21 protein-coding genes and 1 tRNA gene are annotated in these 23,419 nt (G+C 68.3%); 7 read left to right on the forward strand and 15 right to left on the reverse strand.

What is annotated here, in order from left to right; genetic code table 11:
* Window positions 1-132 precede the first annotated feature (132 nt).
* From LTH93_RS01865 to LTH93_RS01875, 3 genes are all read left to right on the forward strand, one after another.
* The gene (locus LTH93_RS01865) at window positions 133-915 is read left to right on the forward strand and encodes a class F sortase (RefSeq protein ID WP_241469873.1); all 783 of its coding nucleotides are present in this window, start codon (window positions 133-135) and stop codon (window positions 913-915) included.
* Window positions 916-1,145: 230 nt separating this feature from the next.
* The gene (locus LTH93_RS01870) at window positions 1,146-1,964 is read left to right on the forward strand and encodes a hypothetical protein (RefSeq protein WP_241469875.1); all 819 of its coding nucleotides are present in this window, start codon (window positions 1,146-1,148) and stop codon (window positions 1,962-1,964) included.
* Window positions 1,965-2,235: 271 nt separating this feature from the next.
* Window positions 2,236-3,078 (forward strand): alpha/beta fold hydrolase, encoded by an 843-nt coding sequence (locus LTH93_RS01875; RefSeq protein ID WP_241469877.1) that lies wholly within the window; start codon window positions 2,236-2,238, stop codon window positions 3,076-3,078.
* A 93-nt stretch (window positions 3,079-3,171) separates the two neighbouring features.
* On the opposite strand, the gene LTH93_RS01880 is transcribed toward LTH93_RS01875, so the two are convergent.
* Both LTH93_RS01880 and LTH93_RS01885 read right to left on the reverse strand, forming a co-directional pair.
* A complete protein-coding gene (locus LTH93_RS01880) occupies window positions 3,172-4,323 on the reverse strand; it encodes a glycosyltransferase family 4 protein (protein ID WP_241469879.1) in 1,152 nt (383 codons plus the stop codon).
* A gap of 101 nt (window positions 4,324-4,424) precedes the next feature.
* Window positions 4,425-4,498, reverse strand: a tRNA-Gly gene (locus tag LTH93_RS01885).
* A gap of 115 nt (window positions 4,499-4,613) precedes the next feature.
* Between LTH93_RS01885 and LTH93_RS13360 the strand changes: the two genes are divergently transcribed.
* Window positions 4,614-7,829 (forward strand): glycosyltransferase, encoded by a 3,216-nt coding sequence (locus LTH93_RS13360; protein ID WP_241469881.1) that lies wholly within the window; start codon window positions 4,614-4,616, stop codon window positions 7,827-7,829.
* 1 nt (window position 7,830) lies between these two features.
* On the opposite strand, the gene LTH93_RS01895 is transcribed toward LTH93_RS13360, so the two are convergent.
* From LTH93_RS01895 to coaD, 9 genes are all read right to left on the reverse strand, one after another.
* Complete coding sequence (locus LTH93_RS01895) at window positions 7,831-8,790, reverse strand: glycosyltransferase family 2 protein (RefSeq protein WP_241469883.1); 960 nt, start codon at window positions 8,788-8,790, stop codon at window positions 7,831-7,833.
* A complete protein-coding gene (locus LTH93_RS01900) occupies window positions 8,787-10,013 on the reverse strand; it encodes a glycosyltransferase family 4 protein (RefSeq protein ID WP_241469885.1) in 1,227 nt (408 codons plus the stop codon). Before LTH93_RS01900 ends, LTH93_RS01895 begins: the two co-directional genes overlap by 4 nt.
* On the reverse strand, window positions 10,010-11,158 hold the full coding sequence (locus LTH93_RS13365; RefSeq protein WP_241469887.1) for an LCP family protein: 1,149 nt from the start codon (window positions 11,156-11,158) through the stop codon (window positions 10,010-10,012). The genes LTH93_RS01900 and LTH93_RS13365 overlap by 4 nt, the downstream gene beginning before the upstream one ends.
* Before the next feature lie 100 nt (window positions 11,159-11,258).
* Entirely contained in the window at window positions 11,259-12,308 is a 1,050-nt protein-coding gene (locus LTH93_RS01910) for an Fpg/Nei family DNA glycosylase (RefSeq protein ID WP_241469889.1), read from the reverse strand.
* Window positions 12,308-13,051 (reverse strand): ribonuclease III, encoded by a 744-nt coding sequence (rnc, locus tag LTH93_RS01915; RefSeq protein ID WP_241464405.1) that lies wholly within the window; start codon window positions 13,049-13,051, stop codon window positions 12,308-12,310. Before rnc ends, LTH93_RS01910 begins: the two co-directional genes overlap by 1 nt.
* 26 nt (window positions 13,052-13,077) lie before the next feature.
* Window positions 13,078-13,281, reverse strand: coding sequence for a 50S ribosomal protein L32 (gene rpmF / locus LTH93_RS01920; protein ID WP_058888791.1), 204 nt, complete (start codon window positions 13,279-13,281; stop codon window positions 13,078-13,080).
* Window positions 13,282-13,346: 65 nt separating this feature from the next.
* Window positions 13,347-13,913, reverse strand: coding sequence for a YceD family protein (locus LTH93_RS01925; protein WP_241464404.1), 567 nt, complete (start codon window positions 13,911-13,913; stop codon window positions 13,347-13,349).
* Between the two features lie 75 nt (window positions 13,914-13,988).
* A complete protein-coding gene (gene galU / locus LTH93_RS01930) occupies window positions 13,989-14,912 on the reverse strand; it encodes a UTP--glucose-1-phosphate uridylyltransferase GalU (protein WP_241464403.1) in 924 nt (307 codons plus the stop codon).
* Between the two features lie 67 nt (window positions 14,913-14,979).
* Window positions 14,980-15,456 (reverse strand): pantetheine-phosphate adenylyltransferase, encoded by a 477-nt coding sequence (coaD, locus tag LTH93_RS01935; protein ID WP_241464402.1) that lies wholly within the window; start codon window positions 15,454-15,456, stop codon window positions 14,980-14,982.
* Window positions 15,457-15,474: 18 nt separating this feature from the next.
* Between coaD and LTH93_RS01940 the strand changes: the two genes are divergently transcribed.
* Together LTH93_RS01940 and LTH93_RS01945 are read left to right on the forward strand one after the other, a co-directional pair.
* The gene (locus LTH93_RS01940; protein ID WP_241469900.1) at window positions 15,475-16,929 is read left to right on the forward strand and encodes an aminotransferase class I/II-fold pyridoxal phosphate-dependent enzyme; all 1,455 of its coding nucleotides are present in this window, start codon (window positions 15,475-15,477) and stop codon (window positions 16,927-16,929) included.
* On the forward strand, window positions 16,929-17,843 hold the full coding sequence (locus LTH93_RS01945; protein WP_241464400.1) for a spermidine synthase: 915 nt from the start codon (window positions 16,929-16,931) through the stop codon (window positions 17,841-17,843). Before LTH93_RS01940 ends, LTH93_RS01945 begins: the two co-directional genes overlap by 1 nt.
* Here the strand turns inward: LTH93_RS01945 and rsmD are convergent.
* From rsmD to LTH93_RS01965, 4 genes are read right to left on the reverse strand one after another with little or no spacing between them, the layout of a single operon-like run.
* Window positions 17,806-18,396, reverse strand: a complete 591-nt coding sequence (gene rsmD, locus LTH93_RS01950) for a 16S rRNA (guanine(966)-N(2))-methyltransferase RsmD (RefSeq protein ID WP_241469911.1) — start codon at window positions 18,394-18,396, stop codon at window positions 17,806-17,808. The two genes, LTH93_RS01945 and rsmD, sit on opposite strands and share 38 nt — an antisense overlap.
* Window positions 18,397-18,449: 53 nt before the next feature.
* Complete coding sequence (locus LTH93_RS01955) at window positions 18,450-20,660, reverse strand: ATP-dependent DNA helicase RecG (RefSeq protein ID WP_241469913.1); 2,211 nt, start codon at window positions 20,658-20,660, stop codon at window positions 18,450-18,452.
* A gap of 7 nt (window positions 20,661-20,667) precedes the next feature.
* Window positions 20,668-21,696 (reverse strand): DAK2 domain-containing protein, encoded by a 1,029-nt coding sequence (locus LTH93_RS01960; protein WP_241469915.1) that lies wholly within the window; start codon window positions 21,694-21,696, stop codon window positions 20,668-20,670.
* 58 nt (window positions 21,697-21,754) lie between these two features.
* Complete coding sequence (locus LTH93_RS01965; RefSeq protein ID WP_241469916.1) at window positions 21,755-22,780, reverse strand: LCP family protein; 1,026 nt, start codon at window positions 22,778-22,780, stop codon at window positions 21,755-21,757.
* A 52-nt stretch (window positions 22,781-22,832) separates the two neighbouring features.
* Here LTH93_RS01965 and LTH93_RS01970 point away from each other — a divergent pair, with 52 nt between their 5' ends.
* Window positions 22,833-23,375, forward strand: coding sequence for a DUF3515 family protein (locus LTH93_RS01970; protein WP_241464395.1), 543 nt, complete (start codon window positions 22,833-22,835; stop codon window positions 23,373-23,375).
* Window positions 23,376-23,419 lie beyond the last annotated feature (44 nt).

Below are 23,419 nucleotides of genomic sequence, written 5' to 3' on the forward strand. Positions count from 1 at the left end.
AGGTCGACGTGGGCAAGCCACGAGATCGCGTGACTGACCAGCCCACAAGAATCCGCCGCCTCGGCCTCCTTCTTGTCCCCGCCACCCGGACCAGAGCGCAGCCCAGCAGGTCCAACCCGAAAGAGAACCTCCATGTCTCCTCTCCCTCGGCACCACCACGAGACCACCTGTGCGGCCTCCGGCGGCCGGCACCGTGGTGCGGCACTGGCCATCGCCACCGCACTGATGCTGGCGATCTCGGCATGTTCACCCGGGCAGGACGACGATCCGGGTGCCGCGGAAGACACCGCCACCGCGGTGGTCGAATCCGAGGCGGGCACTCCGGAAGCGGATGAGCCAGCAGAGACCGACGCCACCAGCGATGAGGAGGGTGAGAGCGAAGCCTCCCCGACACCGACACCGGCCCCCGACGAAGCCGACGGACCTGAAGACGCCGAAGACCAGAGCAACGAGGCCGCCACCGAGACCGCACCACCCGCCGCGTTCGAGATCCCGGCCATCGATGCCAGCTCCGAGCTGCTGCACCTGGGCCTGAGGGACAACGGCACCCTGGAGGTCCCACCGGGCGACCCAGGTTCCCCAGCCAGCTGGTACACCGGATCCCCCGCCCCAGGCGACCAAGGCCCTTCAGTATTGCTGGGCCATGTCGATGACTCTCTCGGCGAGCCAGGGGTCTTCGCTGACCTGCCAGAACTCGTCGAAGGCGACGAGATCACCGTGGGACAAGAAGACGGCGGCACCGCGACCTTCGTGGTCACCAAAGCCGAGCAATACGGCAAGAACACCTTCCCCACCCTCGAGGTCTACGGCAACACCGAAGACCCCGAACTCCGACTGATCACCTGCGACGGATACGACCAGGCCACCGGAGAGTACGAGGACAACTACGTGGTCTACGCCACCCTCGTCGGCTGAGGTCGAGAGGGCCATTCAGGGACAGCAGCACTCGAATGCCCCGAGCGTATGAGCTTTTGATTGCTATATCGGAAAATAGATCACCGCGGCGGGCCCGTCGCAATTGATCCATCGGTAGTTAGAATGACGAAATATTTCTCGAAATGATAGTGACGTGGGTTACTCTGATGAAGTCGCGGCCAGGAGTCCCCTGGTCGCGGCCACACCCACTGTGACGAGGAGTCCCTCAAATGTTTAAATCCAAACTGTTCGCCGTCCCCACCCTCGCGCTCGGCGCAATGCTCCTGGGCGCAGGCCCAGCCATGGCCCACTCCGAGAACGGCGGAGCAACCGATGGCGCCGCCACCTCGACCTCCAGCGAGTCCTGGTCCTTCCAGGCCAACCTCGACCCGCTGAACAACAGCGGCACCGTCGGTGACGTCCTCATCGAGGGCCAGGGCAACCAGGCCACGGTCTACATGACCGTCGACGGCGCAGCCGAGACCTTCATGGACGGACCCTTCCCCCACGCCCAGCACATCCACTTCGGCGCCCAGGGCACCTGCCCCGGCCCCGAGGCTGACGTCGACGGCGACGGCGCCATCAACGTCGAAGAAGGCGCACCCTTCTACGGCGGCATCGGCACCTCACTGACCACCGAAGGCGACACCTCACCGGACTCCGGCCTCGCGGTCGAGCGGTTCCCCGGGGGCAGCAGCTACACCTACGAGCGCAGCCTGGAGATCCCCGATGACGTGCTGGCCTCCATCGTCGATGGCACCGGCGTCGTCGTGGTCCACGGCGTGGACCCAGCCGTGCTGACCGAGGAAGCCGCGAACAAGCAGAGCGAGCTCGATGAGTCCCTGCCCAACGCTGCGACTCTTCCCGCTGCCTGCGGCACCCTGACCGCCTCACAGATGGACGAAATGCCTGAAGGCGGCGCCGACACCGGCGTCTCCGGCGGCTCACAGGGTGCAGATATCGCCATGGCCGCCGGCGGCGGCGCACTCGCCCTCGGCGCCATCGGTGCCGGTGCCTTCTTCATGCGCCAGCGCACCGTCGAGTCCTGATCTCGAGTCGACCGGACTCTGACCGGTCGAATCGAGCCTGAGGGCTCATGCATCGCGTCACAGCGATGCGCCTCCAGCGGTGGCCCCACTTCGAACTTCCGAGTTTGAAGTGGGGCCACCCCTGGTTGGGACATCGAGAGGCTCACCTCGAGCATTGATCGCTCCGGGGCACAGTTCAGCGGGTCAGGACAGGTCAACCTCCGAGGAGAAACCAGCCATCCACGCGCACACCCCATATCTACCCACTCCCTTATCTGGTTAGATGCCTCCTATGAAGCAGATCACTCGACTTGAGCACATCAGCATGAGCTACACCGACACTGGTGGTGAGAAGCCCCCGCTGGTCCTGCTTCATGGGTGGCCCCAGACCTCCCAGTGCTGGGACGCGGTCATCCCCGCACTGGCCGAGGACTACCGCGTCGTCGCTCCTGATCTTCGCGGCTACGGGCACACCGACAAGCCGCGCGGCGGATATGACAAGAAGACGATGGCTGAAGACATCCGAGAGCTCATCGCGCACCTCGGATACGACTCTGTACGGGTTGTAGGACACGATCGGGGCGCTCGGGTCGCCCACCGTCTGGCCCTGGACCACCGGGAGCTGATCACACACCTGACGCTGCTGGACATCGCTCCGACGCTTCACATGTTCCGAAACGGCACCATGGAGATGGCTCAGGGCTACTGGCACTGGCTGTTCCACATGAAGGACGATCTGCCAGAGCTGCTGGTCGGGCCCCACATCGAGGAATACCTCAGGTTCTTCTTCGAACGATGGACCCTGCAGCGCCACACACTCGACGCGGTGATCCCTGACTACGTGGAGGCGTTCTCCCGACCAGGAGCGTTGCGCGCCGGATTCGACGACTATCGCGCCACCGACATCGACCTGGTCCACGACGCCGAAAACCTCGACGCCGGTGACACAGTGGATCTGCCGATCCAGGTGCTCTGGGGAGATCATGGATTGGTCGCCGGGCGCGACGTGGTCCAAGCCTGGAGACCCTTCGCCCCGCACGCGCACGGCGAACCGATCACCGACTGCGGACACTTCATCCCGGAGGAACAGCCCGAGGTCCTGGTGAAGAAGCTCAAGGACCACCTCGCCTCCTGAGCACGGGGGCCTCCCCCGCTCAGGCCTACAGGGTTCCCCGCGTGGGCTCCCCCGCGAGCGGCGCGGCCTGCCCAGGGAGGTCTCGCCGCAGACTCACGCCCTCTTCGCGCGGGCGAGCAGCACGTCCAGGGCATTCTCGATCCACTCCGCGTGCTTCTCCGCCGTATAGCGATCCCGCACGACGGCGAGGCTCGCCTCCCCCAGCTGGGTCAGCTGCGCTGGGTCGGCCAGGAGCTCGGCGAGGACCTTGCGCAGCGAGCCGGCGTCGCCGGCCTGGTAGTACCGGCCGGTGATTCCCTCCACCACGGCCTCGATCTCGGGGCTTGAATCGGGGTTGCCGTCCTCGGCCAGCACCGGCACGCCGAAGCTCATCGCCTGGGTGACGTTCAGCCCGGCCCCGCCGACGGAGACCGCGAGGTCGGCCTGGGCGTAGAGCCCGCGCAGCTGGTCATAGTCGTAGACGGCGCCGAGAAACGCTGCATCCACGCCGTGTTCGGTGAACACCTGCTCGAGCCGGGGCCGCTCGGCACCCTCGCCCACGATGAGCACCTTCGGCCGCTCAGCCGCCGGCATGCCGCCGAGTGCTTCGGCGAGCAGGTCCAGCCGGTGCCGGCTGGTGAGCCGGGAGCTGTAGATGATCGTGGCGGCTGAGCCGGCGTCGTCGTCAGTGGCTTGACCCACGTGAGCGTCAGCGGCCTCCCTGGCCATGCCGGTCAGAGCCTGCGGGTAGATGCTGTTGTAGATGACCTGGATCTTCTCGGCCGGGACCCCGTAGGAGCTGCCGAGCTCCTTCGCTCGGTCCCCGTAGACGAGCAGCCCGTCGGTCAGTCGGTAGAAGGCGAGCCGGACCCGGCGCTTGAGCCCGTCCTCGGGTCGCTTCCAGCCGTGGCCCCACATGATCAGGGTGCGTCCGCGCAGCGCGGCGACCGCTGAGGCGGCCCAGGCGGAGACGGTGGGGATGCGACCGGCGATCACGTAGGCGTCGTGGTGACCCCGCCAGATCTCCCGGACCTGGCCGTGTTCCCACCAGAACTTGCCCAACGCGGAAAACTTGAGCGGCCTGACCTTCGCCAGGACCTCGTCAGCGGCGGAATGGATCGAGTCGGCGGAGGAGGCTTCGGAGTTCTTGAACCGTCCCACCAGGTCGAAGTCGTACCGCGTGGACTCCAGCAGCCGGCGCAGCAGAGGCTCGCGGTAGTGCGCCACGGTGGGCTGGACCACGAAATACACCCGGGGAGGCGCCATGGGTTCCTCTCACTTTCGAGCCGACTTTGCGGCAGATGCACAAAAAGCCTCTCCTGCTGTGACCGAGGGGACCCGATCACCGGGAGAGGCTTGGAAGTGACTGGAGGGGATGACGGGAATCGAACCCGCATCGTTGGTTTGGAAGACCAAAGCTTTACCACTAAGCTACATCCCCGTGTACGCCCGGAATCTGGCCCTTTTCAGGCTGATTCACCGCCGCAACGAGTCTTCACTCTAGCAAGCCGGACTGCCTCCTCCAAACCCAACACGCCTCGGGATAGTGTCGAGGAGTGAATCTCCCAGACAACTCCTCCGCCCAGCCCGCGAGCACTCCCGCCAGCACCCCGGCCTCTGGCACAGCAGTCTCTGAGATCACGACGGCGGCGGCATCGGCAGCCGAAGCCCACGAACAGGCCGCGCAGGAACTCTCCAGCTCAGCGCATCATGAGCAGCTATGGGCGCCGTTGGAGCGGGCCCACCGCGAGCGCGCGGCGGATCTGCGCAGCCGGGCCGCACAGGCAACCGCCGCACCCGATGACGCCGCGCTGACCGCCCCACTTGCGGCACCTCTGGCAGCACCATTGGCGGCCCAGTCCACCCAGGACACGCTGGCCGCCGCCCGCGCCGCGGCCGCGCAGCTTCCGGCCACCGAGCCTGGCACCTCCCGGCCCCCGCTGGACCTGCGGATCGGGATCATCTGCGACCGGTTCCTCTTCGACACCTACTCCGGGGCGGCCACGCTGATCCCGATCACCCCAGACAACTGGCAGGACCACCTCGATGACGTGGACCTGCTGCTGGTGGCCGCCACCTGGCGCGGCCACGACGGTCTCGCCTGGGACAACACGGCTGCGGAGGCTCCGGAGCGCCGTCGGCTCCTGATCAGCACCATCATCCCGGCCTACCGTGAGGCAGGGGCTCCGCCGGTCTACTACGGCAAGGAGGACCCTCCGGACTACCGACAGTTCCTCGACGTGGCCCGGGCCTGCGACCACATCTTCACCACCGCCGCCGAGGTCCTCGAGGACTACCGGCGCGACTGCCCCGCCGCCCACAGCATCGAGGTGCTGCCCTTCGGGGTCAACCCGCTGCTGCACTCCCCCATCGGGTCCCGCAGCGCACCCGCGCAGGCCCGCGAGCTGATCTTCTTCGCCGGCTCCTGGATGGCAGGCAAGTACCCGAAGCGGGCCCGCTATGCCGAATGGATCTTCGACGGGGTGCTCGACGCGGGCAGGCCGCTGGCGATCGTGGACCGCTGGTGGGAGGAGATCTCCGCCCAGCTGGACTCCGCACACCCGCTGCTCAGCCCCAACCAGCTGATCCCGGTCAAGTACTGGCCCTACCGGGTGCCGGCCATGGACCACCACGAGCTCATGGACCTCCAGCGCGTGGTGGACGTCGCGGTGAACCTGAACTCGGTCATCGACTCGCAGACCATGTTCGCCAACCGGGCGCTGGAGCTGCAGGCCGCCGGCACTCTGGTGCTCTCCAGCTACAACCAGGGCCTGAATTCTTACCACCCGCAGGTCCGCATCGCGAACTCCGCGGCCGACGTGGAGGAGAGCCTGCGCGGGCTCGACCTCGAGGAGCTGCGCCGGGCCCAGGGCGACGGCGTCCGGGAGGTCTACCTGCGCCATCACGTCTCCGACCTGCTCACCCGGGTGGCCCGGACCGCCGGCAAGGCGATGGAGCGTCAGCAGGAGCTGGTGGTGGCCGTGGCCGAGAACGTCACCGCCGAGCTCGCCCAGGACATGGCGGCGCAGAGCCTGGCCGGACTCAGCTCGTCAGCCCCTGGATTCAGCCCGGTGGAGCTGCTCAGCTGGGAGCAGCTCGGCGCCCGCGCCGCGGACCCGCTGGCGAAACCCATCGACGTGCTGCTGCCGCTGAGCGACCAGCGCCGGTATGGGCCGCACTACGCCGCCGATCATGTGGCGGCCTTCCGCTACCAGTCGGCGACGATCAGCACCAAGCTCACCGGCACCGCCGCAGAGACCGACGCGCACGCTCACCAGCACCAGCGCGGCTTCGCCGATCTGGACCTGACGGCCTGGTGGCGGCCCGAGGCGGCGGCGCTGGTCACCCCCGCCGTGCTGGCAGCCTCCGGGCAGGACGCCCGGGTCTACGCCATCGATCATCTGGGGCACGCCGCGGCGTCGTCCATCGCGGCTTCAGGGCTGCTCCCTGCAGCGCTCCCCCATCCCGGGGATGACCTGGCCGCCGTCAAGGCGGAGGTTCGTCGCACCGCGGAGGCCGAGCAGCTGGAGCTCTCGGTGATCGTGCCGATCTACAACAACGGGGACCATCTGCGGCACAAGGCCTTCGCCTCGCTGCGCCGCTCCCCGCATTTTCCGCGCACCCAGGTGCTGCTGGTCGACGACGGCTCCTCCGACCCGGTCACCGTGGCCACCGTCGAAGAACTGGCCCGGGCCTACCCGAACGTCTCCGCCTTCCGGCACGGCACCGGGGGCTCCGGCTCGGCCTCACGTCCACGCAACACCGGCCTGGAGCTCGCGGCGACCGAATACGTCACCTATCTGGATCCTGATGACGAGGAGCTGGAGGCCGGCTATCACCTGCTTCAGCAGCGTCTGTCGCAGATGCCCGACGCCGACTTCGCCCTGGGCACGCAGGTCACCTGGACCAACCGGCACCAGATCCTGCGGGTCCACGACTGGTACACCGGCATCGAGCAGCGTGATGGCCTGTGCTGGCCGACCCGCGAGTCGCTGCGTGAGATCCGGTTCCGCCCGGCCTCGATCGAGGGACTCGTGGCACGCACCGCGTGGCTGCAGGGGCTGGGACTGACCCAGCCGGTGGGTGCCACCGGGCAGGACACCTTCTTCTTCCAGCAGATCCTCTTCCATGCCCGCGCCTATGTGCCGGTGGACCGCCCGGTCTACACCTACTACGGGGCTGTGGACACCTCCATCGTGAACGTGGTCAGCCCCGGGTACTTCCGCAAGTACCTGATCCTGGAAGCTGCCCGGGCCTCCTGGCTGCGCGAGGTCGGGCTGCTCCAGGACTACCTGGACACCCGCTTCGAGCACTTCTTCGTCACCTGGTACCTGTGGAAGTTCTCCCGGGTCCCCGCCGCAGACAGGGCGGAGGCGGCAGCGGTGCTCGCCGAGATCGCCGCGTTCTACGTGGAGGACCCGAAGAATCACCCCTGGCAGACCCCGGAGGCGCTGCGCTTCTTCGGTCAGCGTCGGCTGCCGTCGGCCAAGAAGCTGCGCCCGCTCGCGGGCCGGGTCAAGCGCCGGGCCCGCAATGCTGCGGGCCAGCGACTGGGTCAGTTCAAGCGAACCCGCCTGGGACGTGGCGCCGGGGCCGTCTACCGGCGCACGCTCAAGCCCAAGTCCGATGACCAGGTCACCGCGCTGCGCGAGGTCTCCGCCGAGATCGACCGCATCCGCCGACGCGAAGCCGACCAGTGGGGCGTCACCGCCGCGGAAGCGGCCTACGCGCTGGCAGTGCAGGACCGCAGCAAGGCCAACGACGCCGGCTGAGTCAGCGGCCGTATTCCTCGTAGCGACGGCCGGCGGCGGCCTGGAGCATGCCCCACCCTTCACGGTGGTAGACGCTGTCCACATACCGCACCGGTGCACGCTTGAGCCGACGGGCCGCGGTGCGAGTGGCCCCATAGCCGAGCCGAACGACTCCTTCGGCGGCGATCCGCAGCCGAAGCGCCGGAGTGGGGTGCTCGAGCTGAGCGCGGCGGATGAGTTTGGTGGCGCGCACGTGACCGGCACGGATCCCGCGCTGACGCATCCAGTCGGGGCTGAGCCGTTCGGCGGGCAGGTCCTCTTCCACCTGCGCCTCGGCGCACCACCAAGACTGCGCCCCGGCGGCCTGCATCCGGCCGAAGAGGTCGGAGTCCTCGCCGCCGATGAAGCTGAACGCCTCGTCGAAGCGAAAGCCCAGCCGGGTGAACCAGTGCGCGCGGACCAACACGTTGTTGGTCGCCGCCCGGAGGCCCCAGGGTCCGGTGGGAAAATCGATGCGCCGGATGAAGCCGCTGGACTGCAGCCAGGCCGGCGGGTCCTCCCCGAAATGGGTGATCACCGGACCCGAGACGGTGTCGGCCCCGGACTCGTTCGCGCAGTCGATCATCGTGCGCAGCCAGTCCGGCGCCGCGCGTTCGTCGTCGTCGAGGAAGAGCACTGCTTCCGCATCCGCGGGCACGGCCCGCACTGCGGCGTTGCGCGCGGCGGCGATCCCCGGGCGTGGCTCATGGATGTAGTGCGCGGACGGATACCGGCTGCGGACCTGGGCCGCGGCGTCGCCCTCGGGGCTGTTGTCCACCACGATCAGCTGCGGCAGCTGCGCTGCGCCAGTTGCCTGCCCAGAGTCGCCCGGGCGCCCGGAAGCTCCGAGATCCTGGGCGCGCAGCGAGGCCAGCAGCTCCGCCAGCGGGCCGGGTCGACGGTAGGTGCAGACACAGATATAGGCGTTGGCGGCGGTGATCACCGGGAGTGCTCCTGCAGCAGCTGGCGCAGCAGGGCGGCGTAGCGGCTTCCCAGGCCCGGCAAGTCGGCGTATTCGGCGACCCAGTCGCGTCCGCGCGAATCCACCGGGGTGGAGTCCGGGTCGGCGGCGAGCTCGGTGAGCGTGGCCGCGATCTCTGCGGAGTCTCCGTCGAGGAAGCTGACGTTGGGCGCGTGGCCGAGCACCCAGGCGGCCTCCCCGGTGACCGCGGCGGTGATGTGTTTGCCCAGGCCCAGCAGCTCGAAGGTCTTCGAGGGCACGGTCCAGGCGAAGGAGGCCCAGTCGGTGCGCAGGCTCACCAGCGCGGTGTCGGCCCAGCGGTAGTGCTCCCAGATCTCCTCGCCGTGCACCGGGTCGCAGAACTCCACCGCCCCGCTCTCCAGGGCCCCGGCGTCGGCGGCGATCTGGCGCAGCTGCTCCTTCTGGGTGCCGGAGCCGACCAGCCGGAGCGTGACGTCGAGCCCCTCGGTGCGCGGGATCATGGCCACGGCCGTGATGAGCCGCTCCAGCGCCTGGCTCTCCCCATGGTTGCCCAGATAGGCGATGCGCAGCTCCCCGGCCTCGCGGGAGCGGTGTTCCAGCTGCGGCACCTGCTCCAGGGCCACGCCGTTGCTGATCGTCTCCACTCGGGCGACACCGCGCTCGCGCAGCCGCTGACCGAAGCCCTCGGTGACGGTGACGACGAGTTCCGCGCGGCGCTGGACGCTGACCACCGCGGATTCCATGACCTTGCCCAGCACGCCTGCCTTGACCCCGGCCTCACGGGCGAGTTCAGGCCAGGCGTCGCGCATGTCGACCACCAGCGGGACCCGGCGGCAGCGGCTGACCAGCCATCCCGCGCAGATGGTGGGCAGCGCGGGCACGGTCGCGATGACCAGATCGGGCTTGGGAGCGCCGAGCGCGCGAGGCACCATCAGCACCGCAGAGGCCAGATCGGAGGCGAAGCGTCCTGCGCGGGAGTTCTGCAGCAGGATGTACGGGGTGCGGTGCAGCCGCTCTCCGGTGGGCCCCGGGCTGGGGCGCAGCCGGAAGCGCCCCAGCGCGCGGACCTCTTCCGGGGTGTGGTGGGAGTTCACGGCAGGCGTGACGACGTCGACCGCCCAGCCGTCCTGGCGCAGCGAGCCCACGAGGCGCTCCCAGCGGCGCTGGGGGGCCGTGCGCTCCGGCCAATAGCTATGCGTCAGCAGCTGGACCCTAGGGGTCACTGCTGCTCATCCTGGGATTCGCGCAGCTCGATGTAGTCGATGAAGCCCTCCATGTTGTCGTTCTTCAGCGACCGCTGCAGCAGCTCCAGCATCTCTTCGTCCTTGAGGATCACCTGGGCGCCGCTGGCGGTGGTGGCCATCTCCCCGGTGGGGATGGTGAACATCTCGATGTCCCCGGAACGGATGTCGCGCATCTCCAGGGCATAGCCGGCGATGGTGTTGGCGTCGAGTCCGTCATCCACGCTCAGGTAGGGGACGATTCCGTTGACCACGTCCATCACCCGCTGCGGGTTGGTGAGGGTGTCGGCGGAGAGCAGCTGATCGACGATGCCGTTGATCACCAGCTGCTGGTTCTGTACCCGGGTGAAGTCTCCGTCTGGGAAGGCCTTGCGCTCGCGGACGAATCGGAGCGCGTTGTCCCCTTCCAGCCGGATGGTGCCTTCGGGGTAGAACGCCGGGTTGTGCTGCCCGGCGGAGAAGGGCCGCGGGTTCTCCACGTAGACCCCGCCCAGCGCGCGGGTGAGGTCGGAGAACCCTTCGAAGTCGATGATGGCCACGTGGTCGATGTGGGTGTTCAGCAGCTCCTCGACCGTGTCGATCACCAGCGGGTAGCCGCCCACGCCCAACGCGGAGTTCACCCGGCCCTGGCCCTCACCGGGGACATCGACCCAGAGGTCACGCACGATGGACATCACGTAGACCCCGGACCGGTCCGCGGGGATGTGGACGAACATCATGGTGTCTGAGCGTTCGGCGGCCTCGTCGCCGATCTCGCCCCGGTACTCCAGATCGTCTTCGCCGCGGCTGTCGGAGCCGAGCAGCAGCATGTTCACCGTGCCGTCCTCGGTGCGCCCGGCGGTGTCATCGCTTCCAAGCCCCAGGTCCAGGACGTTTCGCTGTTCGTCAAAGGTGGTGCGCAGCTGGTTGACGTAGATCAGCCCGGCGCCCACCGCGACGATGAGCAGCACCGCCACGGCGATGAGACCGTTGCGGATCAGGCGGCGTCGTCGTGAGTGGTCTTTGGGGGTGTCCTCGGAAGAGTCTGTGGCGCGGTTCGACGTCGAGGCTGCCACCGGGTCCGCGGGGCGCTTGGCGGCTCTGCGGGGTCGGTGAGGCTGTGGCTCGGGCGAATTCTTTTCGGCCACAGACCCTCCTCTACACGTTCGTCGATCCGATTCATGCTAGCCCACCGATCTGGGCAGTTACGCATCGGCGCTGTTCAGGCGGACTGTTCAGGGACTCCGGTCAGGCGCGGGCCCGGCGGGGGCGGGGCTGGCAGGTCGGGCACCAGAAGGAGGAGCGACCCATGAAGGGATCCCGGCGGATGGTGGCGGCGCGCGGCGTGTCTGCGCAGCGGCGGCAGGGCTGCCCGGTGCGCCCGTAGCTCTGCAGCGAGCGGTCGAAGTAGCCGGAGGCGCCGTTGACGTTGACGTAGAGCGCGTCGAAGCTGGTGCCGCCGGCCTCGAGCGCGGCGAGCATCACGGTCTTGACCCCGTCGAGGAGCCGGGCGGCCTCGGCACGGGTGATGGTCTCGGTGGGGCGCAGGTAGTGCAACCGGGCGAGCCAGAGCGCCTCATCGGCGTAGATGTTGCCGATCCCGGAGACCATGCCCTGATCCAGCAGTGCCCGTTTCAGCCCGGTCCTGCGTCGGCGCAGGGTGCGGAAGAAGGTCTCCTCGTCGAATCCGGGCTCCAGCGGGTCTGGGGCGATGTGCACCGCTGCGGCCGGCACGCTGCCGCTGGGGTGGGTGGAGGCGACCAGCTCGGAGATCTGCATGCCGCCGAAGATCCGCTGGTCGATGAAGCGCAGCTGCTTCGGGCGCGCGTCTTCGCCGCGGGCTTCTGAGCTCGGGTCTCCCCCGCTGGAACCTTCGTCGCCGGAACCATCGTCGCTGGAACCTGACAGATCAGTGCATTCCCCACCGAGCTCAAGCGTGATCTTCAGATGCTTCTGCGCGGGCGCGGTGGGATCATCGATGAGCACCTGTCCGCTCATGCCCAGGTGGATCAGCAGCGACTGCTGGACCGGTTCACTCCCGGAGGCGGGTTCGGCAGGTGCCGCGGGTCCCTGCAGCGGGATCCAGAGGAATTTTCCGCGCCGCTGGGGCGCCAGCAGCGTCTGCTGGGTCAGTGCGGCGGCGAAGGAGTCCAGTCGGGCCGGTTCGGCGAGCGTGGTGCCCAGAGCGTGCCGGCGCAGGCTGCGCGGATCGTGGATGGTGACCTTCTCCACGGTGCGTCCGGTGGCCCAGCGGCCGATGCCGCGGCGGACCACTTCGACCTCGGGCAGCTCAGGCATCAGGCGGGTGCGTCGTCCCCGAAGCGGTCGAGGACCAGGGTGAGGATGTCGCCCTGTTCACCGCGGCCGGCGGTGAGGGTCTCCACGGTGACCCGGGCGGCTTCGCGCTCGGCCTCCTTCTTGGAGGGCCCGGAGCCGGCGCCGTACGGGGTTCCGCCGATGACCAGGGTGGCATTGAAGGACTTGTGGTGGTCCGGACCGAAGTCGGTGATCAGGTACCTGATCTCACCCATGTCTTTGGCGGCCGCGATCTCCTGGATGGTCGTCTTCCAATCCTTGCCGGCGGTCATCGCGTCCTTGTCGCTGAGCAGCGGGACCACGAGCCGCAGCACCAGACGGCGGGCCGTCTCGGTGTCGGTGGAGAGGTAGGCGGCACCGATGAGCGCCTCCATGGTGTCGGCGAGGATCGAGTCCTTGTCCTGCCCGCCGGTGAGCCGTTCGCCGGCGCCGAGGCTGATGTGGGGGCCGACGCCGAGGCTGCGGGCGACCCGCGCCAGGGCACGGGTGCTCACCAGCGCCGCACGGAGCTTGGCGAGGTCGCCCTCGGCCAGGTCCGGGAAGGTCCGGAACAGGTAGTCGGTCACCGCCAGGCCGAGGATCGAGTCCCCGAGGAACTCCAGCCGCTCATTCGTGGGCAGGTTGGAGTTCTCGTAGGCGTAGGAGCGATGTGTCAGGGCAAGACGAAGAGTCCCGGGGGCAATATGCACCCCGAGACTCTTCACAAGCTCTTCGTGATCACTCACGTGTGATGTCGTCATGTTTCGACGACTCAGGCGTCAGCGACCTTGCGACCCTTGTACTCATAGAACAGTGGTGAGCCGGCGGAGTCGGTGACCAGCTTGGCCTGGTGAGGCTGGCTGTAGACGACGCGACCGTTCTCCACGGTCTTCACCAGCTTCGGCACAGAAGCCTTCCACTGCGAGCGGCGGTGACGGGTGTTGGATCGGGACATCTTCCGCTTTGGAACAGCCACGGTGTCTCTTTTCTCTCTAGATGATGGACAGGGTCTTGGTCAATGAAGTTCTAGGTGTTCAAGTTCTAGGTGCTGGAGCTGGACTCGGGGTCCGACTCCGGCAGTCCCGCGGCAACGTCTTTCAACGCGGCCCAGCGGGGGTCGAGCTGCTCGTGGTAATGCTCGAGGTCGTCCTCCATGCGGAATCCGCAGACGGAGCACAGTCCCGGGCAGTCCTCGCGGCAGACCGGCTGGAACGGCAGCGCCGAGACCATCAGGTCGCGCAGCACCGGTTCCAGGTTGATGGTGAGGTCATTGCCCATCGGGCGGGTGTCCTCATCCTCTTGCTCTGCCGGATCGGTCCGCGCCTTCTGGGGCCAGCTGAACAACTGCATGATGTCAACGGTGAGCGGGAACTTCAACTCATCGAGACACCGTCCGCACTGTCCGGTGACCTCGCCGACGGCGGTGCCTGTCATCAGCACACCTTCATGCACCGATTCCAGACGCAGATCCACCTGCAGCTCGCTGCCCTGCGGGATCCCGATGAGGACAGTTGCGAAGCCCTCCGGGGCCGGGACAGTTCTGTGAATCTCGTGCTGAGTTCCGGGCTTGCCCCGGAGCTCCTGCACATCTACGCGTAGAGCAGTCATTGCTGAACCACTCCTCAATGATCTAGACCGACGTGCCACTCTACCAGTCAGGGCGGCTGCGGGGCGAACCCCCGATCAGATCTGGCCGACGAACTCTTTCAGCCACTCGCGCAGGTCCGGTCCGAGGTCTTCGCGGTCCACTGCCAGGGTCACCACGGCCTTGATGTAGCTGAGCTTGTCCCCGGTGTCATAGCGGCGTCCGCGGAAGATCACGGCGTGGACTCCGCCGCCTTCTTCGGCGGGCTTGGACGCCATGGCCTGCAGCGCGTCGGTCAGCTGGATCTCGTTGCCACGACCGGGCTTGGTCTGCTCCAGCTCGGCGAAGATCGCCGGGTGCAGCACGTAGCGGCCGATGATGGCGAGGTTCGAAGGCGCCTCGTCCACGGGAGGCTTCTCCACCAGAGCGTGGACGGGCACGACGTCGGCGGGCTGGCCGTTCTCGCCGTGGAGCTTGTCATGGCCGTTGGCGTCGATGACGCCGTAGGCGCTGATCTTGTCCTCAGGGACCTCCATCACGGCGATGACGGATCCGCCGAGCTTCTCCTGGGTCTCCAGCATGGTCGAGAGCAGCTCGTCGCGCTCATCGATCAGGTCGTCGCCGAGCAGCACGGCGAAGGGCTCGTCGCCGACGTGGCGCTTGGCGCAGAGCACCGCGTGGCCCAGGCCCTTGGCCTCGCCCTGGCGGATGTAGTGCAGGTCGCCGAGTTCGGTGGCCTGACGGACAGCCTCCAGCTTCTTGGTGTCACCCTTGGCTTCCAGGGTGGCCTCCAGGTCGGGGACCCGGTCGAAGTGGTTCTCCAGGGAACGCTTGTTGCGGCCGGTGATCATCAGGATGTCATCGAGGCCGGCCTTCGCGGCTTCGGCGACGACGTACTGGATCGCCGGCTGATCCACCACAGGAAGCATCTCTTTAGGCATGGCCTTGGTGGCCGGAATGAATCGGGTTCCCAGTCCCGCAGCGGGGATCACGGCTTTTCGAGTAGACGTCGTTGAACTCATGTAAACACCTTATCGTTTCCTGAATGCTTGACCAGAGGGTTCTATGAAGTTTATTCATCCGACTCTCTCAGCGGCGGCGATCCTGGAGTCGGCGCTGCACGGCACGCGGAATGAACTCAGCGACGTCTCCGCCGAGCGTGTGGATCTCCTTGACCAGCGTGGAGGACAGATGCGTGTAGCGGCCGTCCGCGGCGAGGAACACGGTCTCCAGCCCGGAGAGATGGCGGTTCATCGTCGCCATCGGGGACTCGTAGCCGAGATCCCTGGGGTCGCGCAGGCCCTTGACCAGAGCGTTGGCGCCTACCTCTTTGCAGAAATCGGTCAGCAGCCCGGTGCCCAGCGGCTTGACGCTCACCCCGCGCACATAGGAGAAGGTCTCCTGGGCCATCGCTATGCGCTCTTCGACGGAGAACATCGGGTTCTTGTGGATATTGGGCGACACGGCGACGATCACCTCGTCGAAGAGGTTCGAGGCACGGGCGATGATCTCCACATGGCCGTTGTGCAGGGGGTCGAATGATCCGGGGCACACTGCTAGCTGCATGATCTGACACTACTTCAGGTGAGCAACCTCCTGCCTCAAGGCGCGCAGGACACATTCCCGATCGGCTGGCTGTCTACGATGGAGTACATGTCCTCTCATCCCACCCCCAGCCCCGATCCGCTCACCCTCGACCAGCCCTGGGCCCGGACCGCGGCCGGAGCCAACACCTTGGGCATCGACTCTGCGCAGAGCTCACCCCAGGTCATGCCCACCATCTACGAGCGCACGACGGCGGCGGCGATCGCCCACGGCGCGATCAATCTGGGTCAGGGATTCCCCGACACCGAGGGCCCGGACTGGCTGCTGGAGCTGGCCGCGCGAGCGATCACCGAGCCCGAGACCGGTCCGCGCAATCAGTACGCGCCGGGGATGGGATTGATCGAGCTGCGCGAGGCGATCGGTGACGCCCAGGCGCGGCGCCAGGGCGTCACGTTGGATCCTGCCACGCAGGTCATGGTCACCACCGGAGCCACCGAAGGGATCTCGGCGACGATCCTGGCGTTCGCCCGTCCCGGCAGCGAGGTGCTCACCTTCGAGCCGCACTATGACTCCTACGGGGCCTGCGTCGCCCTAGCCGGGGCCCGCCTGGTGGGCATTCCGCTGCGCGGCCCGGAGTTCCGCCCCGATCTGGACGCCTTCGAGGCCGCCATCACCGAGCGCACCTCGATGATCCTGCTCAACACCCCGCACAACCCCACCGGCACGGTCTTCAGCACCGAGGAGCTGACCCGGATCGTGGAGCTGGCGGTCAAGCATGATCTCAAGATCATGTGCGACGAGGTCTACGAACACCTGGTGCTCTCCGATGCGCGGCTTCCGCACCGCAGCATCCTCACCATCCCCGGCGCCGAGGAGGTGGCCGTCGCGGTGGGCTCCGCCGGGAAGTCCTTCTCGGTCACCGGGTGGAAGGTCGGCTGGATCACCGGTGGGACTGAACTGGTCAGCCAGATCCGCGGGGTCAAGCAGTTCCTGAGCTTCTCCTCCGGTCCGGCCTTTCAGTGGGCGATCGCCCACGGACTCGAGGACGACCGAGGATTCTTCGCGAAGAACACGGCCGAGCTGGAGGCCGGCCGGGACCTGCTGCGTGACGGCCTGCGCGAGCTGGGCCTGGCGCCGAACCGCGCCGAGGCGGGCTACTTCGTGCTCGGCAACGTCTCCGGCATCACCTCCCTCTCGGCCGCCGACTTCTGCCGGATCCTCGCCGAGGAGGTCGGTGTCGCGGCGATCCCGGTCTCGGCGCTGACCATCCAGCACCTGGCAGCACCGACCGATGAGCTGGAGCACCTGGTCCGCTTCGCCTTCTGCAAGGATCACGCGACCATCGAAGAGGGGCTGCGCCGGATGCGTGAGCACCTGCCGGCCGCGCTGGCTGCCTGCCCGCCGGTGGAGGCTGCCTTCGGCGCGAGCTCGGTGGCCGACGCCGGCCCGGCTGCCCGCGCGACCGTGTCTGTCGCCGGACCTGGAAGCCTGTGATGCCGCACCGGGACACCCTGGGGCTCCCCCGCAGCCAGCGGCTCTCCTTCTCCGGGCAGCTGGCCGAGCTCACGAAGGACGACCTCACCGAGGACGGGGTGGTGCTGAGCATCGGCGGGGCCGAGCAGTCCCATGTGGAGGTCGGCGATCCCGATTATCTGCTCCACGACTACCTGTTCCGGATGGGCGCGGTGCTGCAGACCTGCGCCCGCGAGCGCCTGGGTCCTGCTGCCGCTGGCAGCTCGGCGAGCCCTGAGACCCCATCCTCCGAGCGGTCGACCTCCGGCTCCCCCCGGGTGCTGCACCTGGGCGCCGGGGCGCTGACCCTGCCGCGGTGGATCGAGCACCACTGGCCCGCGGTGGAACAGACCGTGGTGGACATCGAGCCCGAGCTGGTGGAGTTCGTGTTGGAGCATCTGCCGATGCGCAGAAGCCCGCGCAATCTGGTGGCCGACGCCGCCGCGGTCCTCGGCCCCGGCGGGGCCCTGGAGGAGGCGAGCTTCGACGTCGTCGTGGTGGACCTGTTCAACAGTGCGGCCGCGCCGGAGCACCTGCGCAGCCCGGAGTTTCACCGGGCGGTCTCTGCGGGTGTGGTCCCGGGCGGGCTGCTGCTGGTGAACCTCGGGGATGAGCCGCCGATGGACTTCGTCCGGGCGCAGGTGGCCTCACTGCTCGACGCGGCGGCCGCGACCGCAGCCGGAGGCGGCGTGACAACTCCTGCTGAGGCGGCGAGCTCCGCGCTGCTGAGCGCGCCCAGCGATGTGCTCCAGGCCCGTGCGGAGGGGAACCTGACCTTCGCCGCGCGCCGTGGGCCTGAGCTGGAGCAGACCGAGCTCAACGCGCTCTGGGCCGCGGGCCCGCATCCCGGGGACGTGCTCAGTGCGGAAGAGCTGCTGGTGTGGGCTCGACCATGAAGATCTGGGTGCTTCCGTAGGACTTCTCGCTGAAGATCTCCAGGCCGTCCGGCAGTGAGGGCGCCCCGCTGCCGGCGTCGCGCTCGATCACCACGGTGGCCGCCTCGTGCAGGTGCTCCCGTGCGGCGCGCAGCACCTTGAGCAGCTCGGCATCGCCGAGGCTGTAGGGCGGATCCAGGAAGAGCAGCTCGATGGGCGGGCCGGTGCGGGACCCGAGGTATTTCAGCGCATCGGCCTTGTGCACCGAGACCTGCTTGCGCAGCGACTTCTCCGCGTCCGGGCCGAAGAACTCGGCGTTGCGGCGCAGCGTGCGCACCGCGGACTCGGCCTTGTCCACGGCCTCCAGGCTGCGGGCGCCACGGCTGAGCGACTCGAAGCCCAGCGCCCCGGAACCGGCGTAGAGGTCGACGACGACGGCGTCGATGAGCGCGTCATAGCCTTCGAGCCGGGAGAACAGCGACTCCTTGACCCGGTCGCTGGTGGGTCGGGTGGCGTCGTTCGGGACGGCGACGAGGCGGCGTCCCTTATGCGTGCCGGCGATGATCCGTGCCATCTCACACTCCTGTCCTGGGGCCCTGATGTCCTGATGTCCTGATCCGCGGGAGGTCAGCCGCGCTGAATGAATTCGTCCGCACCCTCGTGGAGGTCGCGGTACTCCCCTACCGCGGTGCGGAGTCCAGGGTAGTCCTCCCAGCTGGGATCCTTGGCGCTGAGCTGGCTCAGCAGCTCGGAGGCGCGGACGATGATCTTCTCATCTCTGATCGTGCGCAGCAGCTTCAGCGTCGACGCCCGGCCGGCCTGCGCGGCGCCGAGCACGTCGCCTTCACGCCGGCGCTCCAGATCCAGCCTCGCCAGGGTCATCCCGTCGGAGTGTTCGGCGACCTGTTCCAGCCGCTCCAAGGACGGGTGCCCGTCGGGCAGCCGGGTCACCAGCAGCGCCAACCCGTGGGCGCCGCCGCGGCCGATCCGTCCGCGCAGCTGGTGCAGGGTGGAGACCCCGAAGGCGTCGGCGTCGAGCACCGCCATCACCGTGGCGTTGTGCACGTCCACGCCCACCTCGATCACGGTGGTGCAGACCAGCACGTCGACCTCCCCGCGCTCGAAGGCGGTCATCACCTCCTCCTTGGAGGCGGCGTCCATCCGGCCGTGGACCTCGGCGCGCCGGGTCCTGCCCAGCAGCGGGTGATCGGCCAGGCGCTGGGAGATCAGCTCCACCGAGGCGTCCTGGTCGGTCTGCACCCCGGTCTCGGGGTCCTCGCGCGCATCGGCCTCGCTGATCTTGGGGCACACCACGTAGACCTGGTGACCGGCGGCGACCTCCTCGGCGATCCGCTCCCAGACCCGGCCGATGAGGCGCGGGCCCTGCACGGTGCGCACCACGTGGGTGACGATCGGCTGTCGGCCCATCGGCAGGCCCTCCAGGGTGGTCAGCTCCAGATCGCCGAAGACCGTCATCGCCACCGACCGTGGGATCGGGGTGGCGGACATGACAAGCATGTGCGGGGTGAGCTCGTAGCGGGTGCGCAGCGCATCCCGCTGCTCCACCCCGAAGCGGTGCTGCTCATCGACCACGGCCAGGCTCAGATCGACGAAGTGCACCTGGTCGCCGAGCACCGCGTGGGTGCCCACCACCAGACCGGCGGTGCCGGAGGCGATGTCCAGCAGGGCGCGGCGCCGATCGGCGGTGTTCAGCGATCCGGTGAGCAGGGTGAGCCCGACCTCCCCGGCGAGGTCACCGAGCATCCGGCGCAGCGAGCGCTCATGCTGGGCGGCGAGCACCTCGGTGGGCGCGATCAGGGCGGCCTGTCCGCCGCTCTGAAGCACCTGCAGGATCGCGCGCAGCGCGACGAGGGTCTTGCCCGAGCCCACCTCGCCCTGGAGCAGCCGATTCATCGGGTGTTCGCTGTCGAGCTCGGCGGCGATGAGCCCGCCGCAGCGGACCTGACCCTCGGTGAGGGTGAAGGGCAGCGCGGCGTCGAACCGGGCCAGCAGTCCGTCCTCCTGTGCGGGTCGCGGCTCGGCCCGGCGGTGCTGCTCCTGGGCGCGGCGCAGATGCAGCAGCCCCTGGAGCAGGAACGCCTCGTGATAGCGCATCCTTCGCAGTCCGCGGTCTGGGTCTTCCATGGTCTCGGGCCGATGGATCAGCCTGTAGGCCTCGCCCAGGTCGGGCAGCTCCTCTTCTGTGCGGACGCTGGAGGGCAGCGGCTCGGGCCAGGCGGAGAAGTCGGTGAGGTCCAGCAGGATCTCGATGCAGTCCAGGATCCGGAAGCTGCTGATCCCGGAGGTCGCCGGATACAGCGGCACCGGGGTCTTGCCCCGGCTCAGCGCCCGGGGCAGGGCGGCCGCGCCCAGCGGGTCCTTGGCCGGGTCGACATGGTCGGTGATGGTCTCCGGATCGGCGTCGACCAGCACGGTGAAGTCGGGGTTGTTCAGGGTGGGGCGGTCGCGGTAGCTGCCGACCTTGCCGTGGAAGATCGCGCGGACGCCCTGGGTCAGCTGACGGCCCACGCTCCAGCCGTTGAAGAACGCCATCTTCAGCGAGTTGCCCTCGTCATCGGCGACCCAGACCTCGGCGAGGGAGCCGCGCCGGTTCTGCATCTTGCGCACCGAGACCCCGGTGACCTCGGCGATCAGGCTGACGTGCTCCCCGGCCTCGGGGAGATCGCGGAAGGAGGAGAGCTGACCGAACTCGATCCAGCGGCGCGGATAGTGCTGCAGCAGCTGCGCGGCGGTCGTGATGCCCAGCCCCTGCTTGAGCGTCTTCGCCGACTCCGCGCCGATGAGCCGGCTCAGCTCGGTGGAGGGAAGCACATCCACGCGCGGGTCACTCCTGGCTTCGGGGCGGCTGGTCTTGATGAGTGATGTGCAGCGCGGTGGCGGCGTAGGACTCCACCGGTCCCGCGGCGTGCACGGTCTCGGAGGTGCGCGGCTCCTCACACGTGTGCACGTGGATCCGCCAGCGGTAGGTGCCGTCGTCGTCGGCGTTCACGTCGATCGGGGTCACGATCACCGAGTCGCCGAGGTCATCGAGGGCATGGCGCAGCGAGGCGGCTCCGAGCGGGTCCAGCCGCACAGTGCACATGACCTCGGCGCCGTCTGCCCCGTCGGCGGATGCCTCCGCAGTGGACGCCGGCGCGGAGTTCTGGCCCTCGAGGTCCTCATCGGCGGGGCGCTGCTGCCAGCCGGGCAGAGTGTGCAGCGGGGCGAAGTCCATGGCGATCCCGGTGATGGTCGAATGCAGCGCGATGAGCACCACCAGCAGTCCGGCTCCCCCGGAGTCCACCACGTTCGCGCGCTGCAGCACCGGCAGCTGTTCCCGGGTGGCCTGCACGGCGACGAAGGCGCGGGAGACCACGTAGGGCATGGCCGCCTCCAGCGCGGCCCGGCTCTCGGGCTCCTGGGCCGCGGCGGCACGATGGCGCACCTCGGAATGGACCGCGTCGAGCACCGAGAGCATGGTCCCGGCGACCGGGTCGGTCAGCGCGGACCAGGACCGGACCTTTGCACGCTCCAGCGCCCGGGCGAACCCGGAGATGGTGAGCCGCTCCTGCCCGTGCAGCGGTTCGGCCAGCCCGGAGATCAGCACCGCGAGCAGGGTGCCGGAGTTCCCGTAGGCCTCCGACATCGCACGGGATCCGGCTGCGGCGAAGAGCTCGCCCAGATCCTGGGTGGAGGAGGTCTCCACGCTCGCGCGGCAGGCCTTGATCGTGGCGAGCATGTTCTCGCCGGTGTCGGAGTCAGGGATCGGGAACACGTTGAGCCGGTTGAGGTTCTCGACGTTCTGTTCCAGGGCGGCTTCGGCCAGGATGAACCAGCGGTGCACTGCGGCGGCGCCCTTGACCTTGCCCCTCACCTAGTGCTCCCCTCGAGAGTGGTCTGTGTGTGGCCTCATCCGACGTGGCGTCAGCGGCTCATCTGTACGCGGCATATTCGTCCAGCGTACTGTCCGCGATGGCATCCGCGATGTCCGCCATGGCCTGTTCGTCCTGGTAGAAGATCCATTGGCCGTCCTGGGAGTAGCCGCTGCCGCCGGTGGGGACGGTGAACATGTCGACGTTGCCGGCGGCGCCGCGCACGTTCCAGCGCAGCGCGGCCGCGGTGCCGGCGTCGAGGGTGTCATCGACGATCAGGTGCGGGGAGAAGGTCTCCACCATCTCCTGGACCCGGCCGGGGCTGCTCAGGTTGCCGGGATCCAGCGTCTCGTCGAGGACTGCGCGGATGAAGGCCTGCTGGTTGCGCACCCGCTGGAGGTCCCCGTCGGGGAAGCTCATCCGGTGCCGGACGAAGGACAGCGCCTCTTCGGAGTTCATCTCCTGCTCCCCGGGATGGAAGGTGAAGCCCTCTGCGGTGGTGAACGCCTGGTCGTAGCCGGAGTACACGGTGACCCCGCCGAGCGCCTCGACCAGGCCGGTGAAGCCGAGCATGTCCACCGCCGCCACGTGATCGATGCGCGCATCGAAGAGGGACTCGATGGTGCTGACGGTCAGCGGTATGCCCCCCAGGCTCAGTGCGGCATTGATCTTGTGCGAGCCGTGTCCCGGCACCTCCACCCAGAGGTCGCGCGGGATCGACATGATCTGCACGCTCTGCCGGTCACTGGGGACATGGACCAGCATCATGGTGTCGGAACGCCCGCCCTGGGGCACCCGCGCAAGTTCCTCGGTCGCACCCGATCCGCCGTTGTCATCGGAGCCAAGCAGCAGGATGTTGATCGACTCGTCCTCCTCGGCCCGGACCGGGCGGACCTCCTCCTCCGGGAAGCTCTCCTCGAAGGTCTGGGCATTGTCCTCATAGGCGCTGCCCAAGGAGTTCAGATACCACATCGACGCCACCAGGGCACCGACCACGACGACGGCCACCACACTCACGATGATCAGTACGGCACGACGCCCGCGCCTCTTCGGCCTGGGCCTGGCGTAGTCGACCTGATTTGTCATCTCGTGCTCCTGGAATGGGCAGCTGTTGAGAACTTGATACAGAATATGTCATGTGTCTATATCTCCCGGCTACCCCCGTGTTCGCGTTCGTGCCGTCCTGACCACACTGTTGGGACTGGGTCTGATCAGCGGCTGCGCCTCCACGGCGACGGTCGAAGCCGCCCCGGACGCTGCGAATCCTGACTGCGCCGACGTGATGCTCATGGTGCCTGAGGTCCTCGGGGACCATGAGCTGCGCCCCACCACATCCCAGGGCACCGCGGTATGGGGCGATCCCAGCCAGGTGGTCATGCGCTGCGGGGTCGTGCCTCCGGGTCCGAGCGCTGAGCACTGCGTGGGGGCCGACGGCGTGGACTGGCTCGCGCTGGAAGAGGACGAGCAGACCTGGCGGCTGGTCACCTACGGTCGGGATCCAGCCGTGGAGGTGCTGCTGAACCTCGACGAGGTCGGCTCCTCCACCGCGATGCTCGGCCTGGCCCCCGCGGTGCAGCAGGTGGAGCAGACCAGGGCCTGCACCACCCTGGATCAGGAGATCGAGGAGACCGAGGACGCGCAGGAGGTCCAGGAGGGCGCGGCGACGGAGCCGCAGGACTGAGGAGCCCGGCCCCTGGGCCGGGCGCCGGCCTCAGCCGGTCGCAG

The organism is Nesterenkonia sp. DZ6 (genome assembly GCF_022565835.1).
GTDB lineage: Bacteria > Actinomycetota > Actinomycetes > Actinomycetales > Micrococcaceae > Nesterenkonia.